General features: G+C 58.2%; 11 protein-coding genes. 6 read left to right on the top strand and 5 right to left on the bottom strand.

Features of this window, described 5'->3' with window-relative positions:
• Positions 1 to 103: 103 nt before the first annotated feature.
• The 6 genes from C7378_RS13135 to C7378_RS13110 all read left to right on the top strand — a co-directional run bounded on the left by C7378_RS13135 (position 104) and on the right by C7378_RS13110 (position 7,299).
• Entirely contained in the window at positions 104 to 808 is a 705-nt protein-coding gene (locus tag C7378_RS13135; protein ID WP_131997511.1) for a CPBP family intramembrane glutamic endopeptidase, read from the top strand.
• A 104-nt stretch (positions 809 to 912) separates the two neighbouring features.
• On the top strand, positions 913 to 1,977 hold the full coding sequence (locus tag C7378_RS13130) for a rod shape-determining protein (protein WP_131997508.1): 1,065 nt from the start codon (positions 913 to 915) through the stop codon (positions 1,975 to 1,977).
• Positions 1,978 to 2,003: 26 nt separating this feature from the next.
• Complete coding sequence (gene mreC, locus C7378_RS13125) at positions 2,004 to 3,533, top strand: rod shape-determining protein MreC (protein ID WP_207901434.1); 1,530 nt, start codon at positions 2,004 to 2,006, stop codon at positions 3,531 to 3,533.
• A gap of 11 nt (positions 3,534 to 3,544) precedes the next feature.
• Complete coding sequence (mreD, locus tag C7378_RS13120) at positions 3,545 to 4,057, top strand: rod shape-determining protein MreD (protein WP_165876804.1); 513 nt, start codon at positions 3,545 to 3,547, stop codon at positions 4,055 to 4,057.
• Positions 4,058 to 4,283: 226 nt separating this feature from the next.
• On the top strand, positions 4,284 to 6,287 hold the full coding sequence (mrdA, locus tag C7378_RS13115; protein WP_131997502.1) for a penicillin-binding protein 2: 2,004 nt from the start codon (positions 4,284 to 4,286) through the stop codon (positions 6,285 to 6,287).
• A 25-nt stretch (positions 6,288 to 6,312) separates the two neighbouring features.
• Complete coding sequence (locus C7378_RS13110; RefSeq protein ID WP_131997499.1) at positions 6,313 to 7,299, top strand: amidohydrolase family protein; 987 nt, start codon at positions 6,313 to 6,315, stop codon at positions 7,297 to 7,299.
• An 85-nt stretch (positions 7,300 to 7,384) separates the two neighbouring features.
• On the opposite strand, the gene C7378_RS13105 is transcribed toward C7378_RS13110, so the two are convergent.
• The 5 genes from C7378_RS13105 to C7378_RS13085 form a co-directional block, all read right to left on the bottom strand.
• Positions 7,385 to 9,370 (bottom strand): glucosidase family protein, encoded by a 1,986-nt coding sequence (locus C7378_RS13105; protein ID WP_131997496.1) that lies wholly within the window; start codon positions 9,368 to 9,370, stop codon positions 7,385 to 7,387.
• A gap of 236 nt (positions 9,371 to 9,606) precedes the next feature.
• On the bottom strand, positions 9,607 to 13,395 hold the full coding sequence (locus C7378_RS13100; RefSeq protein ID WP_131997493.1) for a hypothetical protein: 3,789 nt from the start codon (positions 13,393 to 13,395) through the stop codon (positions 9,607 to 9,609).
• 309 nt (positions 13,396 to 13,704) lie between these two features.
• Complete coding sequence (locus tag C7378_RS13095; protein WP_243648246.1) at positions 13,705 to 15,624, bottom strand: PAS domain-containing sensor histidine kinase; 1,920 nt, start codon at positions 15,622 to 15,624, stop codon at positions 13,705 to 13,707.
• 413 nt (positions 15,625 to 16,037) lie between these two features.
• Positions 16,038 to 16,544, bottom strand: coding sequence for an SRPBCC family protein (locus C7378_RS13090; RefSeq protein WP_131997487.1), 507 nt, complete (start codon positions 16,542 to 16,544; stop codon positions 16,038 to 16,040).
• The gene (locus C7378_RS13085) at positions 16,525 to 16,878 is read right to left on the bottom strand and encodes an ArsR/SmtB family transcription factor (protein WP_131997484.1); all 354 of its coding nucleotides are present in this window, start codon (positions 16,876 to 16,878) and stop codon (positions 16,525 to 16,527) included. Before C7378_RS13085 ends, C7378_RS13090 begins: the two co-directional genes overlap by 20 nt.
• Positions 16,879 to 16,937 lie beyond the last annotated feature (59 nt).

The following is a 16,937-nucleotide window of genomic DNA, read 5'->3' as shown; positions in this document are numbered from 1 at the left end:
TAACCATAGGGTGATGACCAGGGAATTAACGATCTTTCAACCCTGAGAGTACTGAGAGATTTTCTGAGAAAGATTTTCGGGGGTGACTGCTAGGATACCGCCCATGCCCTTTCTGCTTGCTGCCTTTCTGATCGTCGTCGTGCCCATCTGGGACTACTGGTATACGCTACGGCTGAAGCGCTCGACGGAGCCGAACAAGAAGATACGGGCCTACGCGGTGACGGCGCTGTGGCTATGGGTGGCGACGGCGATCGTGTGGGCGAGGATGCGACCGGGGTTCGGGTACCGGCTGAACAGCAGTCCGACAGAAGGGCTGACAGGCGGATTTGTCTATGGGCTGATGCTGGCGATAGCCATCGGGCTGGCGCTGCCGGTGGTGGCCGCAGCAAGAAACCTGCAGATGCGGGAGAAGGTGAAAAAGCAGCTGAGCAGGCTGGCCTTCTTTCTGCCGGTGACGAGGCGGGAGAGACAGTTGTTTGCGCTGCTATCGATCACGGCTGGCGTGTGCGAAGAGACACTCTATCGCGGCTTTCTTTTCCACTACTTTGCGCATTCGTGGAATGCGCCTCTGTGGGGGGCGGTGGTGCTGGCGGCCGTCGCTTTCGGGCTGGGGCATGGCTACCAGGGAATTTCGGGGATACTTGCGACAACGGTCCTGGGAGGAGTGTTCAGCGCGGCGTATCTAGCAACGGGATCGCTGTTGCTGCCGATGGTGGTGCATGCGCTGATCGACCTGCGGATTCTGCTGTTCCCGGCGGTAGAGGGAGAGATGGGCGCGCCGGTGGCGGGGCTGGAGCAGCGGAAGTAACTCCCATTCTGAAACAGGTGCCACAATAGTCACTTTTTCGAAATGCGTCATTCCGGCACAGGCCTTACAATTGGCTTGAGACTCACGGAAAAGTTCCCACTTCAATGGCCTTAAATGGTTTTTCATCGCGTTCGTCGCGTTCGCACGGTGTGCGCTCGCTGTTCAGCATCTTTTCGAGCGATCTGGCGATCGATCTCGGCACGGCAAACACCCTCGTTTATGCACGCGGCAAAGGCATCGTAGTCAACGAGCCGTCGATAGTTGCAATCAACAAGAACACCGGCGAAGTAGAGGCCGTGGGCAAGGAGGCGAAGGAGATGCTCGGGCGTACGCCGGGCAATATCGTCGCCATCAAGCCGATGAAGGATGGAGTGATCGCAGACTTCAAGATCACCGAGAAGATGCTGAACTACTTCATCCAGAAAGCGCACAACCGCAAGATGATGGTGCATCCGCGCATTGTGATCGGAGTGCCGTCAGAGATTACGCAGGTGGAAAAGCGCGCGGTCGAGGACTCGGCCTACCGGGCGAAGGCGAGCGAGGTTTTCCTCGTGGAGCAGGCCATGGTGGCGGCGATCGGCGCAGGGCTGCCGATTACGGAGCCGAGCGGCAACATGGTGGTGGACATTGGCGGCGGCACCACGGATATTGCGGTGATCTCGCTGTCGGGCATCGTCTATTCGCGGTCGGTACGGATGGCCGGGAACCAGATGGACGAGGCCATCATGAACTACCTCAAGCGGAAATATAACCTGCTGATCGGCGAGCGGACGGCGGAACAGATCAAGATCGAACTGGGGTCGGCCTACCCGCTGGACAAGCCGATCACGATGGAGATCAAGGGCCGCAACCTGATCGAAGGCGTGCCGAAGACGATCACCATCGACGACTCGGAGATTCGCGAATCTCTGACGGAGTGCATTTCGACGATCCTGAACGCGATTCGCGTAGCGCTGGAGCGGACGCCGCCGGAGTTGAGTGCGGATATCAGCGATCGCGGCATCGTGCTGACGGGCGGCGGCGCGCTGATCAAGAATCTCGACAAGCGCATTCGCGAGGAAACGGGGCTGCCGGTGTCGATTGCCGACGATCCGCTGGCCAGCGTGGTGCTGGGAACGGGCAAGATGCTGAGCGACTTCCGGCTGTTGCGGAAGATCAAGATCGACTGAGGCGCAGCAGGCAGCCGTAACAGCTCATGGAATCTTTCTTCAGCCGATACCGAAACGCCCTGGTACTGATCGCGGTGCTGCTGGCGCAAACCCTCGGGCTGGCTGTGCAGGTGCGGCGGACGCTGCCCGGCCAGCCGGACCGCGGGCCGGTGCGGCTGATCCGCTATTGGATGGTGAGCCTGGTAGCTCCGCCGGAGCGGGTGGCGCACGGCACCGGGAGCGTTTCACGCAGCTGGTGGATGAACTATGTCGACATGGTTCACGTGCGGCGGCAGAACCGCGAATTGCAGGCCGAGATCGACCGGATGAAGCTGCAAGAGGCGAGCCTAGCGGAAGATGCACTCGAAGGGCAGAGGCTGAAGCAGCTGCTCGACTTCAAAGGAAAATACGTCTACCAGACGGTGGCGGCGCAGGTGATCGGAGCCTCGGGCGCGGACCAATCGCGGGTACTCTACATCGATAAGGGTTCGCACGACGGGATCAAGGCGGATATGCCGGTGATTACGCCGGATGGAATCGTGGGCAAGACGCGGGACGTCTTTCCGCATACGAGCCAGGTGCTGATGATTTCAGACCCGGCGAGCGGAGCCGGGGTGGTGCTGGAGACGACGCGCATTCGTGGAGTGCTGCGCGGGAATGCGATGGGCCAGCCGGAAATCGTCAACGTGATGCCGGATGAACGGATCAAGGCGGGCGAAAAGGTCGTGACCAGCGGCGGAGACCAGATCTTTCCGCGCGGGCTGCCGGTGGGAACGGTCGAGAAGATGGTGGATGACCCGGACCACGAGCCGATGCAGGATGTGCTGATCAAACCGGGCGCGAACCTGGCGCAGCTTGAAGAGGTGCTGGTGGTGACCAGTACCGGAGACCAGATGCCGAAGCAGGATCAGAAGGACCTGGATCAGGCGGAGCTGGACAATATGCAGCAGAGGGCCTCGGATATCCTGGCGGAACGATTGCCAAGCCGGGTGGACCCGAATGCGCCTCCGCTGGAGCAGCAGGGCGCGACGAGCGACAACCTTGCGGATGTGACGCGCCCGATGCGGCCGCTGCAGGCGCTGCACCCGGATCGCTATTCGCCGGACGAGACGCCGCCGGCAGCGGATCTGACGCCGGGAGCACACTCGCCGGATGTGAGCTCAGGAAAGAACGTGGCCCCGATGAGCGCGGCCCAGATGCCGGCTGCCAAGCCGCGTGGACCGAAGCTGGTGCCGTCGGACGGCAGTGTTCCGCCACCGCACAGGACGCCGGCTACGGTACTACCAGGAACGGGTGCGCCTAAGACGGCGGCTACGCCCAGAACGACAGTGGCGCCGAGGACACCGGCGGCTGTGCCTAAGACGACGACTGCGCCAAGAACTGTCACCGCGCCGAGGACAACTACACCGGTGCAGGTGGCGCCGAAGCCAAGTGCGCCGAAGCCAGGTGCGCCAAAGTCTGGTGCACCGAAGGCGGCTGCGCCGGTCAAGCACAAGGGGCCGGAGATCGTGCCGTCGGATGGAAGTACTCCGCCGCCGCATAAGACTGCTCCTGCAACGCCGCAGGGGGCGCTCTAACCATGGCGCTGATGTCTACCTCAAGGCGGGAAGCGGAACGCAGCGGCTACCCTACTTTTCTCTATTTCCTGGTGCCGCTGGCGGCGGTTGGGATCGAGTCGTTCGCTTCCCTGCACTTTCCGCGGATGGCATCGCTGGACCTGCCGCTGCTGGTCACAATCTACTTTGCGCTGATGCTGCGGAGCCCGATTGCGGGCACCTTTACGGGCGCGATCATCGGCATTCTGCAGGATGCGCTGACGCGGCAGCCGCTGGGGACCTTCGGCATCTGCAAGGCGATTATCGGATATCTTGCGGCGTCGCTCGGGGTGCAGATCGACACGGAGAACCCGGGGGCGCGGCTGCTGATCTGTATCGGATTTACGCTGGCCCACAACGGTATCTACTGGCTGGTGGTGCGGCACCTGCTGGCGCAGCCGTTCCACTGGAACTGGGTGCATGAGCTGGTGCGGGCGCTGATCGACGGAGTGATCGGAGTGGTGCTGTTTGGGCTGCTGGACCTGGCGAAGCAGCGGGACTATTGATTTCAGCGGTCCGTGATGCTGGCAATAAGCGTGCGCTCCGGACAAACGGAGAGGCATGAAATGGGAAGCATCGGGAGGCAGCATGCCGACTACATCAAGCAATATCTCCCTGCCGGAGGAACTAAAGAGGTACCAACGCGCTCTTTGATCCATAGTCACGTCGATTTCTTCCATTCGGCGTTATCCTAAAGTTACCCTTCGCACGCGAGATGAATAGCGGTCAACCATGCTGAACCGGGACGAAAAATTGCCCGCCATCAAGCTCACGATCATTCAGTATGTGATCGTGGGAATCCTGCTGATCCTGCTGTTTGGGCTTTGGCGACTGCAGGTGGTGGGCGCGAGCAACTACCGGGCGATGGCCGAGGCGAACCGGATCCGCAAGGTACCAATCCTTGCGCCGCGCGGCAAGATCTTTGACCGCGAGGGGCGGCTGATTGTCGACAACTATCCCTCTGTCTCCTGCTTCCTGGTACGCGAACAGGGCCACGATTACATGGCCGACCTGCCGCTGATTGCGCGGGGGCTGCATATGACAGTCGAACAGATCGAGGCGATCCTGAAGAAGTACCGCACTGCGCCGAAGTATCAGCCGCTGCCGCTGAAGCAGGATATTACGCCGGATGAGCAGGAGTTCATCGAGGCGCACCGCGATGAGATGCCGGAGCTGGAGACGATTGACGAGCAGCGGCGGCTCTACCCGCGGGATGGGTTTGCGGCGCACCTGGTGGGGTATGTGGGCGAGGTTTCAGAGGAGATGCTGGACGACCCGCGCTATGCCTACTATGCGCCGGGCGACGTGGTGGGACGGTCGGGAGTGGAGGAGTCCTACGACTCGATCCTGCGGGGGACGGACGGCTCGCGGGATGTGCTGGTGGACAGCCACGGGCGGGAGATGGGGCGGCTGGGCACGGAGCATGCGATTCCGGGCAAGAGCCTGAAGCTGACGATCGATATCGACATCCAGAGAGCGGCAGAGAATGCGCTGGGCGACCGCAATGGCGCGGTGATCGCGATCGATCCGCATACCGGCGAGGTGCTGGCGATGGTGAGCCGGCCAACCTATGATCCGAATGCCTTTGCGGTGCGGATCGGGCGCGAGGAGTGGTCGAAGCTGATTACAGACCCGGCGCACCCGCTGCTGAACAAGGCGATCCAGGCGCAGCTGGCGCCGGGGTCCACGTTCAAGATCATCATGGCGCTGGCCGGGCTGCAGGAAGGGATTGCACAGACGCTGAACGTGGATTGCCGCGGCGGGGCGAATTTCTACGGCCACTACTTCCGCTGCTGGGTGCACTCGGGACATGGCGCGGTGAATATCACGCGAGGCATCTTCCAGTCGTGCGATGTGTATTTCTACACGCTGGCGGAGCGGCTGGGGATCGAGAAGATCGCGAAGTGGGCGCACATGCTGGGGCTGGGGCAAAAGACGGGGATCGACCTGCCGAATGAGGTCGCCGGGACGATGCCTTCGGAAGAATGGAAGATGAGGAACTTCCACCAGAAGTGGTATGCGGGCGAGACGATCTCGGTGGGCATTGGGCAGGGCGCGGTGGCGGCAACGCCGGTGCAGATGGTGCGGGCGCTGGCGGGAATTGCCTCGGGCGGCGCGCTGAAGCGGCCGCATGTGGTCTTTCCTGATGAGCTGCCGCCGGAGTACCGGAAGGCGATTCTGGATTCGTTTCCGGGGTCGGGGGATGTGACGATCCCGATCGATCCGGCGAACTGGGAGACGATTACCGATGCGATGGCGAAGGTGATGGACCCGGGCGGCACGGACTACAGCGCGCGGCTGGAAGGCATCGACTTCGCAGGCAAGACGGGGAGCGCGCAGACGATGAGCAACGCGCTGGCGCAGCGGATGGGCCATGCGAAATCAATGCAGGACAATGCATGGTTTGTGGGCTTCTCTCCGCGCCGGAATCCTGATATTGCGGTGTGCATCCTGTTTGAGGGCGGCGAGCACGGCACGCTGGCGGGAAGGCTGGCAGCGAGGGTGATCGAAGCATACGTGAACAAGCAGCGGCGCGAGCACAAGAACGTGGAGCAGCCGAAGACGGTAGCGCGAGTGGATGTGGGCGCGATCTGGTCAGACCCGGCGCATCCGCAGGTGTATGGCGGAAGAGCAGTGGTGGCACACCCCAAGGCGGGACAGGATGCGAGCCTGGCGGCGATGCACGGGGGACATTTCTATCTGACGATTCCGCCGGTTGAGGCTGCTGTGCGGTAGGTGGTGCTTCCTCCTTTGGAGTTTCATGAAGACAATTGCGATCGAAGAGCACTTTCTTTGTGCTGAGGTGCGGGCGGCCTGGGCAGCGGCGGCCAGCGCGGGGCAGGACACCAGCGCATCCCTGCACCTGGGAGAGATGCAAGACAGGCTGGAAGAGCTGAGCGAGGAACGCCTGGCGAGAATGGATGAGAGCGGGGTCGATGTGCAGGTTCTGTCCCTGACGAGTCCGGGGTTGCACCATCTCGCGGCCGCTGAGGCCGTCTCGCTTGCACGCCGCACGAACGACCTTATCGCTGCAACGATTGCGCGCCATCCTGAGCGCTTCGATGGTTTCGCCACGATCCCGACGACTGCTCCTGCAGAGGCGGTGAGGGAGCTGGAGCGATGTGTTCTCGAGCTGGGGATGAAGGGCGGAATGCTCTTTGGTCGAACGATGGAGAAGAATCTCGATCATGCGGACTTCTGGCCGATCTTCGAGATGGCGGCGCACCTGCGTGTTCCGCTGTTCATCCATCCGCAGACGCCGCCTCGCGCGGTGCGGGAGGCCTACTACTCCGGATTTGATCCGCAGGTGGATCTCGCATTTGCGACGTTCGGGCTGGGATGGCACTACGATTGTGGAATCCAGTTTGTTCGGCTTGCGCTGGCGGGCGTCTTTGACCGGTTTCCGGATCTTCAGATCATTCTTGGCCACTGGGGCGAAGTGGTGCTCTTCTATGCAGAGCGGCTGAAGGCGTTCTCACGCGTGACGAAGCTGCAGCGGCCGGTCGTCGATACGATGCGCGAGAACCTGTACGTGACTCCAAGCGGCATGTTCAGCCAGTCGAATTTTCAGCATGCGGTAGAGGTTGTCGGCATCGACCGGGTTCTCTTCTCTACCGACTACCCGTATCAATATCGGCCGGGCGGTGGACCGAGAAACTTCTTAGCGCAGCTCCCTGTGAGCGATGACGATAAGGCTAAGATTGCGCATGCCAATTGGGAGCGCCTCACGGGCAGCATGCGCCGGTAAGCGTTCGCGAGGTGGAGTTTTCGCGGTTGGTGGGCCGCGGAAACTGGGGCGCGCGGTGGCTCGCCAGTTGCTGCTCCTTCCTCTCCTAATGGACTGGAGTCCAGCGCGCCTCTTCGTGCGCAGGCAGGGTCACGGTGGAATGGGCGTCTACGATTCCGTCCCCGGACCTGCTCCTCAACCGGTATTGCGTGGAGGAAAAGCCAAGCGCCGACAAATCCACCTTGTATCGCCGCGGCTTGTCTGAAAGATTCTTCAGCACAAAGCCGTCTTTGCTGAAGCTGTAGCGCAGGGCATATTTGGGAAGTTGGAACTCTACGCTGCCATAACTTGTGAGATGGGGCGCAACGGATACATCGGCATCCGCGGGAACGGACAATCCCAGAAACCTGTCAATCAGAACAGCCGCGAAAACATTAGGGTATTCGTAGTATTTTTCGGCTCCGTGAGCGTGCTTGCCATCGATGTAATAGACATGGTCCATGTCGTAGCGTTCGCTCATGAAGTAGCCATTTCGTGCTCCCTCAGCGGCCACGGTCTTGAGCTGATCGAACAGAATTCCGTTCTGCTGCTGCAATGCATCGAAGGCGGCATCCCAATACCAATATCTGCCTGCCGCGCAAAGATCGTAGGGGCCACCACTGCCAATTTCAGACTTGTTGTAGTCGGCGATCTTCGCAGCAACAAAACTGGGGAATCGTTCAAACTCGGCGGCATTGGCGTCGATCAGGCGCCGCACCGCTGCTGCCTGATCCGCGGTGGCATATCCAAAGGTCACGGGAAGTTCATTGGCAAGAAGATGAATGTGATCGTGAACCTGTCCATTGCGATCGATCCAATCAATGAACCGCTGGTTCTTTGCGTCCCAATATCCCATGGGCACAGGTGCGACGAGCGCATCGGCCATGCGCTTTGCCTCTGCGGTGAAGCTTGCAGCTTTGTCCTGCCGTTTTAGCAGGGTCTCCATACCGGCGAGCAGTTCGAAGGCGTGAGCGGCGAAGGCCTGGGCTTCTGTCTCGCGTCCGTCCTTGATCACCTGGTCTTCGTAATAGACATCCGACCATACGCGGCCGTACTGATCGGTGTGCGACAAGATCCAGCCCGCCGCGTGTTCAAGGTTCCCGATACTCGCCTGCAGCCACGCTGCGTCTTTTCCGGCTTCGTAGTATCGCCAGCTCTCTTCGATTACCTCGATGTCGCCGGTCAAGGGAAACATGGCCGCGTTCTGGCGATTGTCCAAACTGTTTCTGCGCACGTGGTACTCACGGGTCCCGTTCGGCTGCACCGAGGTCGGCGCACGAAAGAGCTGTTCCGGGTCATCGTTCATGAGCTTGAACTGAAGCTCAATCATTCGCTTCACTATATCGAGATCGACCGCTGAGCCCATTGCGAGGCGACCCTTGATTTGAAATTCGTGATCGACCGCGGGATAGGAGCCTGCGTAGGAGTTCACATTCAGCGTGCTCAGAACATAACCGCTGCTGTAGGGGAAGTTCGCCGCCATGGTCTTCTCCACCACGGAAGGCAGAATGGTTCCCCAGTAGAAGGCTGCCAGTGCTTGTTCGAGCTCGGGGCCGCCTGACATCTCAAGAGAAAATCGATTGCCGAAGGGGTCGCTGTGCGGTCGAGCCTCTGCTCGAGAGAGAGTCACACTCTCCGCGACGGCAGTGACGGTCAGTCCTGCTTCAGTCTTCTTCGCCTGCAGTTGGCCGCCGTGGAGTGCGATGTGCCACGAGTGGTCCTTCGAAGTTGGATCGAGAGGCAGAACCCACAGAGCTTTATTCGCATCGACCTGCGCGCCACTCGCGCTAATCGGAAGGACCCACCACTGATGCTCCTGATACTGAACGCCCAGCCCCTGGCAACGGGTAAACACCATCTCTACCGGGGCGCCTGGATCCTTGCGCGTGACCAGGAGGTCTTCTCCCGATGGAGTGACCGTGGCATTTTCAATGGACTGCAAAATCCCCTCAGCGTGGCCGGGCTGGGTTCCATTCAAGGTTGCTCCGAAGCCAAGTGCAGAGAAGTTCGTCACCAACGTGAAGAGGAGAAAGACTGCGATTCGTGTTGCCATTGGGCTGCTACATCCTCCGCTGCGCAGTGTACATGACGCAGGGCGGATTTCTTTGGGGGCAGAGGCTTAGACGCGCGGGCTGAGGGTTCCGGCGAGCAGCGGAATGGACGTTTGAGAAGAGCGATCCTAGAAACGCCGCTCGACCTTGGGTCGATGGGAGCGTTGGCCTGTTCACGCAAGTTGAGAACGCCGGACGGATCGCTTCTGAGAAGCCGACATATGAGGACCGATCAAGGTCACTCACGGAGGCGAAGCTGTTCTGCTTCGGTGTCCTCACGTTGCGCCTCTCGTTCCAGGCTTTCAGCTTGAGCAATGAGCACAGCCTTTGTTCTTGGCCATCGATCCAGCTTTCGAGCATTTTCACGAATTTGGTTTGCAAGTTCGCGCTCCTGTTTGCCTCCGTCAAACGGGCCTCGGGTGGTTACGCCGCGCGAGTTCATGAGTCCGATGTAGATCCCCATCTCGATCTGGCCTGCTTTCCACTTCTCCAAGCCTTCGCGAATGGCCCTGTGGGGCCAAACATGGTCCTCGGGATCGGCGACCGCGTGGGTAAGGACTTTCCCAATATACTGCTCAGCGATTTCAGAGCGGTCCTGTTCCTTTGCAATCACTTGCGCTTCTTGAACCCATCGATTCAGAGTTGAGCCGTCGATGTCATTCTCAGATTGACCCGGAACTCGGCTAAAGCTCTCCAGCAAGGTGATTCCAATTTGCGCACGCGACTGTTCTTCTGGAGTAGGGGCAGCCTTCGGCTCCTTACGTTTTGAGGTTGGTCGAAAAACGTCTGCGACAACCTGCACGAAAAAGGCAGGGCTTTGTGCCAAGTAGCGATCCAAGGCAGATTCGGGATTAACGTTCATCCACATTTGGCGAAGGAGAGGAAGATAACGATATTCAAGAGCAGCCACCTTCTCCAGTGACAAGTCCTCTCGAACCTGCAGTACCTGAAAGACTTGCTGAAGATGGAAAGAAATGCCTCCTCGGAGAAGCTCCGGCCGGACGCCAATCTGCTGCTCAAAAGCGATAAGTGCCTCGATCAACTGAGAGCTCGAGATGTCTGACGCGCTGTCAGACAGTGCTTCAATGACGAACTCCGGGCGTTCGAAACGCAGATATTGACTTACTACGTAAGATAATTCCTCTCCAGTGGATTTAAGCCCCCACGGTGATTTCGCCTGCCAGAATCCCTTCTCCGCAACTGCGCCGAACTGGGCAACCCAATTCCAGACTAGAGGAACAATTGGCCACCACTCGCTGAGACTCGGAAGTAACTCCACCGGAATTCTTCCTGTATCAATTTCACGTTGAATCTCCGAGAGCCAGGAATCTCCGAATCGAATGAATGCTGCACTGGAGACGCCCGAAGAAAATCGAATCGGCCTTTCGGGTAGCGCTTCGGACATCAGAATGGCGCTCACCGCCTCAGATGGGGACTTCGCTATGCTTCCAAACACGCCGCCAACAATAGACGGGGCTTCTACGCGAATTGCAAAATCGATGATTCCCGGAATGCCAGATGAGGCTACGATGCGTTCGATGGCGTTTCTTCGGAGTTCCTCTACCTGCTCCAGGAGCCTAGTTGAATCGAGCCTTGGGATGTCAGGAAATCTTTCTGTAAAAAGGTGCTCATCCTGAATTCCAGGCTTTTCCGGAGCAATTCGCGCCGCAATCTGTTCCAGCTCCACAATCTGATTGTCCTCCATCACCCATTTTGCCGAAGGATATGCGCGGTGATGCCGAGTTATTTGTGCAAGCTCTTTCCACAATGCCGGGAGTTGCTCGGCGCTCATCTGGTCTACAGCATGCCCAAACGCCGCGATCAGTCGATCTCTATCGGCCGTAGGAAGTTCGTGAACTTTCCTCAGCAATGCTGACCATCGTTTTTCATCCAATCCTGCAAGCTGGATTGCCATCGTCAAGATTGCGCTAATGGTCTTGAACAATACCGGGTAGGTGAGTTTCTCGCGTTCAGATGCCCCGGCGTCTCGAAATCGCGGGGATTCCGAGTTGAATTGGATTTGGCCGTGTCTGGGCAAGAGACCTGGTATTAGCTGCCAAGCAATGTCTGGCCGGGCAGAAACCAAGTTCTCCAATACAGCCAGTCGCATCTCAAGCGACGCGTTAGTCGCCGGCTTCCAGGTCAAGAACAGGGAGTGAAGACTCGCTAATGGTCGGTTCGAAAGGCTTCCACCTGGGTCGATCGCGACCAGTCCTGCCAAGATATCGGTTGTCCGCTGCAGGTACTTGGGATCCTGTCCGATCCTCTCTAGTGCCCACAAGAGACCGGTATGTGGGCTGCTTGACCAGAACGAACTGCTTTCGCGGCTGTCTTGGAAGACGGGCTTCAATTTTGCCCCGCCGCCCTCAAGCAATTGCTCGAGGGCCGACAATAAAGGGTCGGGAGCCGCCTCCATCAGCATCGGCAGTTGTCGTGAGAGACTTGCGATAACCCTGTAATCGTCTCTCAGGCCAGGCAGGGCTTCGACAAGCCCAGAGACGAACAACTCCGGTGAAGACGCTGGTGTTTGAACACCATTCTCTTTGCCCATTGCAGACAGGATGAGCAGCGTTGTCGCCAACCCATCTCGAAGCCACTCACTGTGCTTTAGAACCTTGCCGTTGAGTGAAGCGTACATCCGTTCACGCGGCGGCAATTCCAGAGCTGGATCGAGCTCTGATAGCACTTCAGAAACAGCGTGCCCCAAAGTCGTAAGACGATCCTGCTGGAGGAGATGCGAGACATGGACAAAAAGGTCCACAGGCGCTCGTACTGCCCAAACGGAACCAACAAGTTCCAGAGGAGCATCAGCCAAGGAAAGAAACTCCCTTAGACCCGACTCAACGTCTTCGTATGAATTAGCTCCTGCGAGAGCCACTATGATTGATTTGTCAGCATCCTTTGATTGGTCCCACGCGCCCGCGAGGAAGGCTGGTATAAGTCTTTGATCGTTGCTCCATGCAGGACGCTCCGCCGTAGCGCTTGGGATTCTCCTAGCCAGGATGCTCACACTCCTGCCGCATTCATAGGCACGTCTCAGGGCCTCATCTTCGGAGAATCCCATCTCCTGGAGCCCCTCGCTCATTTCGTATGCTGAAGGACGTGGCAGAATGATCGCGGACGAGGGCTTGATCGTGTCTCTGCCAATTGGGACGATGACACGATGGCCCTCATTTGCAAGCATGCCGGCAGCGCCAGTTGCGCTGCCACGAACAGCCAGGACCAGACCGTCAGAATTTCGAAGTTGCCTTGCCGCCTCTTCTGTTTCAACGATGAGCGTACGGGCACGCAGAAATTCCCTCGGCCCGTCTTCAACACTTCGTATAACAGCACTAACGAAGGCAAGTACCTCATCAAGCGAGTCTCCTTTGCACCGCTGTATTTCTGACCCAGCGGCTAGCGCCTGCTCCAACTCTTGCTTTTGCTGGGAGCGACCAGCGAGTAGGACCTTTTCCTTCAATGGTGGGGAGAATCGACCGGAGTAAATATCCCAGAACTCATCTATGCTCTGAGCATGATCCGAAGGCGCAAAACCGTTCTCTCGCGCGAATGATGCCGCGACGGCAGGGCAAAGACTCAACCATTCTTCAAGGTCAACCGCATCAAGAGCGCGAACATCCTTCCATGGTCCATTCTTTTTATTGCCCGCTGCCCACGTCGCTGCCCCCTTCCAGGTTCGCGGTGTCACAAAGACAAACGTTGTCTCGCTCGGGACTATGCCTTCGCCAGGATCGGCGGCTCGCTTGCCATAGTCTTTCTTTGCTTTCGTCGCTGGGGATTTTTCGACTCCCCATTCCCACACTGAGCTGCCGTCCGGAACATATGTCTTGAACTGCTTATGGGGACTAGCGATAAGCCGACCATCCCATCCTTGGAGTTGTGCGCTGTCACCTGAAGGGAATCGAAAAACAGAAATCTCAGCTGCCGAGCCGCGGATGAGCTGGCCAATGAGGCGCGATAAAACAGTGCGGGCATCGATGCGTTCTCCCGCCCAGGTTTCAAGTTGTTTAGCGCTGATCCATCTCATTTGTTTTCTTTCTGAATGCGAACCATTCTACTGCCGTTATCGCACGCTATTCGCTCCGTCTGCATCGACTCCCGTTCAGCTCATTGACGGGGATAAGTCCTGATAAACGCCGTTCTCGTCTGAGGTGCTTCTGGGTTGATGCCAAATCGCCAATTCACTCATCGAGCGGGGCTGGCAGCCGACAGTTTGCCCCACATTTGCTGATTTGTCTGGCGCTCGCGAAGACGTTTTGGAAGGTACACGCTCCTCAGCTCAGAGGCTCAGACGCTGGAGCTGCGGGTGCGGGTGCGCGTCAATGATGGCGCGTATTCATTCCTGCTCATACCTGGTATGCGCAGGAAGGAATACGCGAGCCGTGGTGCCGTGCCGCTCCGGATCGACGCTGCTCTCAATCTCAATCTGCCCACCATGGCCCTCGATAAATTGCCTCGCGACGAACAGGCCTATCCCTGTGCCGACGGTAGACCGCGTCGTGAAGAACGCATCGAAAACCTTTGGCAAAACGTCCGCGGGTATTCCTACGCCGCTGTCAGTAACGGTGAGGACGACACCGCTGGCTGGGCTTTCAGTATCGTGAACCGAGACAGAAAGCATGCCTCCGGAGGGCATGGCATAGATCGCATTGACGATGAGATTAGAGATCACCTGCATCATCTCGCCACGCCGCAGAACCACCTTTCGCGAAGGCGGCAGGGATTGCCTGATAGCAATGCCTGCTTCGGCGCAACGCGGTTCGTAGATACTGAGGGCGTGTTCCGCCAGCTCACCGAGAGAGGCCGGGCTCGCGTTGGCGTGCTCGCGGTAGTACCCGAGGGTCTGTTTGGCGATATGGGAAACGCGGCCGAGTTCATCCTCTGCCGTAGCGAGAAAGTTGGCGCCCGCTTCGTCGGTGATCTTAGGCCGTAGCAGGTAAAGCAAATTCATCACCGCTTCAAGAGGATTGTTGATCTCGTGAGCAATGGTTGCGGCCATACGTCCAGTGGCGGCAATCTTCTCCGCCTGCAGCAGCGACTGCTCCATGCGTTTGCGATTGGAAACATCACGAAGAATCTTCGAGGCGCCGATGACCTGCCCCTTCGCATCCTTGACGGGGGACACGGTGAGGGAGACATCGATCAGTTTTCCGCTTTTCGTCTGTCGAACCGTTTCAAAGTGCTCGATACGCCGGCCTGCACGAATGTTCTGGATAATCGTCTTTTCATCTGCGTGGAGATGCTCGGGAATGAGGGTGAGGATTGATGCGCCGATCATTTCCTCTGCGGTATAACCGAAGACTCTCGTGGCTGCATCATTCCAACTGGTGATAATCCCATTGAGATTCTTGCTGATAATGACGTCTTCAGACGAAGAGACAATCGCCGCAAGTTCCCCAAGGTGCTTGGCGCTCTCCTGCAATGCCCGCTCGGTTTCCCGCACTTCTGTCACATCCTGGATGGTACCCAGAATCCTGCCACTCGATCCCGACTCCGCAGGCTGGAGATTCCCGTTGACCTCGATACATCGCAAGGCCCCATCGGGCCGGAAGATCAGGCCCTCAAAATGGAATCGCTCGCAGCTCCATAATGTCCGCTCGACGGTAGCCCGGAAGGCATCACGATAATCCGGATGGAGGATCTCGGAGAGGAACGTTGCGCTGTTGACCGGGGGCTCCTCGCGGGACCGTCCGAAAATCTCGTACATGCGGTCGTTCTCCCAATTCCCGTGATCGGAAGCGGTGTCCCATACGAAAACTCCCAACCCGGCAACTTCAGTCGCAAGCTTCAATTTCGCTTCGCTCTCGCTTAAGCGTTGGGCACTGAGCACCGTTTCGGTGACGTTGCGGAAGGCGTTATACACACCTCCGATTCGACCGTTTTCAAAGACGGGGATCAGGGAGTAGCTCCAATAGTGATTTTCGAGCACTCCGTTGAAGAGAAGAGGGATGAGCATGTTGTCCCGGACAGCCGTCTCCCCCCGGTAGAAGCAGGCTTCAAGATCGGAACCGACAAGACTCCACGCCTCCTGGAAGACCTCTCGAAAGAGCCTGCCAAGGGCGCCCGGATGTTTGACGGTGAGAGTTGCAATCACGGCGTCGTTGTACAGGATCACCATTTCCGGCCCCCAGGAGAGGATGGTCGGAAACGGCGAATGCAACATGAGATTCACCGTTGCAAGCAGAGTCTCAGACCATTCTTCGATTGGACCCAAAGGGGTGCTCGACCAGTCGCATGCGCGAATGCGTCGAGCCATCTCGCTCGATCCGGTAATCAACAAGTCCGAGGGGAATACGTGGGTAGGCTTGTTCATGGGATCGTCGCTATGGCCGCAAATCTATAACCACATAAACATTGATGCAAAAAAAGCATACCCTATCGTTTAAAAATGCGCTTCGCTTTTCCGTTGGCCTATTGAGCGGTAAACAGCTGATTCACGGATCGATAGAGGACGCGGCCCGGCCCGGCCTTTGGGTCAATGAGTGCCTTGGGCGTGTTGGCAACCGTCGAGCCACGGTCGCTTGTCCGGAAAGGCGGCCATCCCGCCAGGCGACGGAAAGCAGGCTACAACTGAGCCGCCTCGGAGCCCCTGGCCGGGGGCTCCGAGATAGCCTGCCTTTCCTTTCCGTTCCGTAGCTCGCGCATGACGATCGTCCAAGCTTCAGCTTCTCATTTCGCCTGCGCCAGCCCACCAATAACCGCAGCAAGCTTATCGAGTATCTCGATCCAGCCCTCGAGTTGACCGCTGTTCTTTGCGCTCTCCAAGGGTTCATTTCCAATGAAGGTGAGTTTCGTCTGGCCGTTTCCGAGATCCTCAAAAAGAGCCACGTCGTAAGCACCCTCGATGGCCGGTTCTATTCCCAATTGCGCAGGGTCAATCTTGTTTCCCTCCGCGTCGGAAAAGTACATCAGGGAAACGATCTTCTCGTACGGAACAATCTCGTAGTATTCCACCGCATTCCAGCCCTCCTGCCCATCCGGCGATCTCATGCAGCAGAGAAGTTTTCCTCCCACGCGAAAATCCATCTTGCAAACCGGCGCAGTAAAGCCCTTCGGTCCCCACCACTGCATGATGTACTTCGGGTCTGTCCACGCCTTCCAAACCAGTTCGCGTGGGGCATCAAAAATTCTTGTAATGACCATCCGCTCAATTTCGCTAACCGCTTTTTCTGTCATCTCTGACCTCCTCTTTCTTCATTTGATTTACAACTACATCGAGTTTGTCGAAGCTCTCTTCCCAGAATCGGCGATAGCTGAGCGCCCAGTCGCTGACTGTCTTAATCGCCTCTGGCCTGAGCGTGCAGATACTCTCTCGTCCACGCTTCGTCTTGATCACAATCCGCGCCCGCACCAGATAGGCAATGTGTTTTGAAATCATCTGCTGCGAGAGTGCAAACGGCTCCGTCAAGCCATGCACAGAGGCAGGCCCGCGGGAGAGCCGTTCGACCATCGCCCGCCGGGTTGGATCGGACAAAGCCGCAAATGTTGTACCCAGCCTATCCACAACCATATGGTAGTGGATTTCGACTGAATGTCAATTAGCATTCTGGCGATTCCAGATTTCTGCTC

It is taken from the genome of Acidipila rosea, assembly GCF_004339725.1.
GTDB lineage: Bacteria > Acidobacteriota > Terriglobia > Terriglobales > Acidobacteriaceae > Acidipila > Acidipila rosea.
The sequence above is the reverse complement of the archived record's forward strand: the minus strand, read 5'-3'. Positions and strand labels throughout refer to the sequence as shown.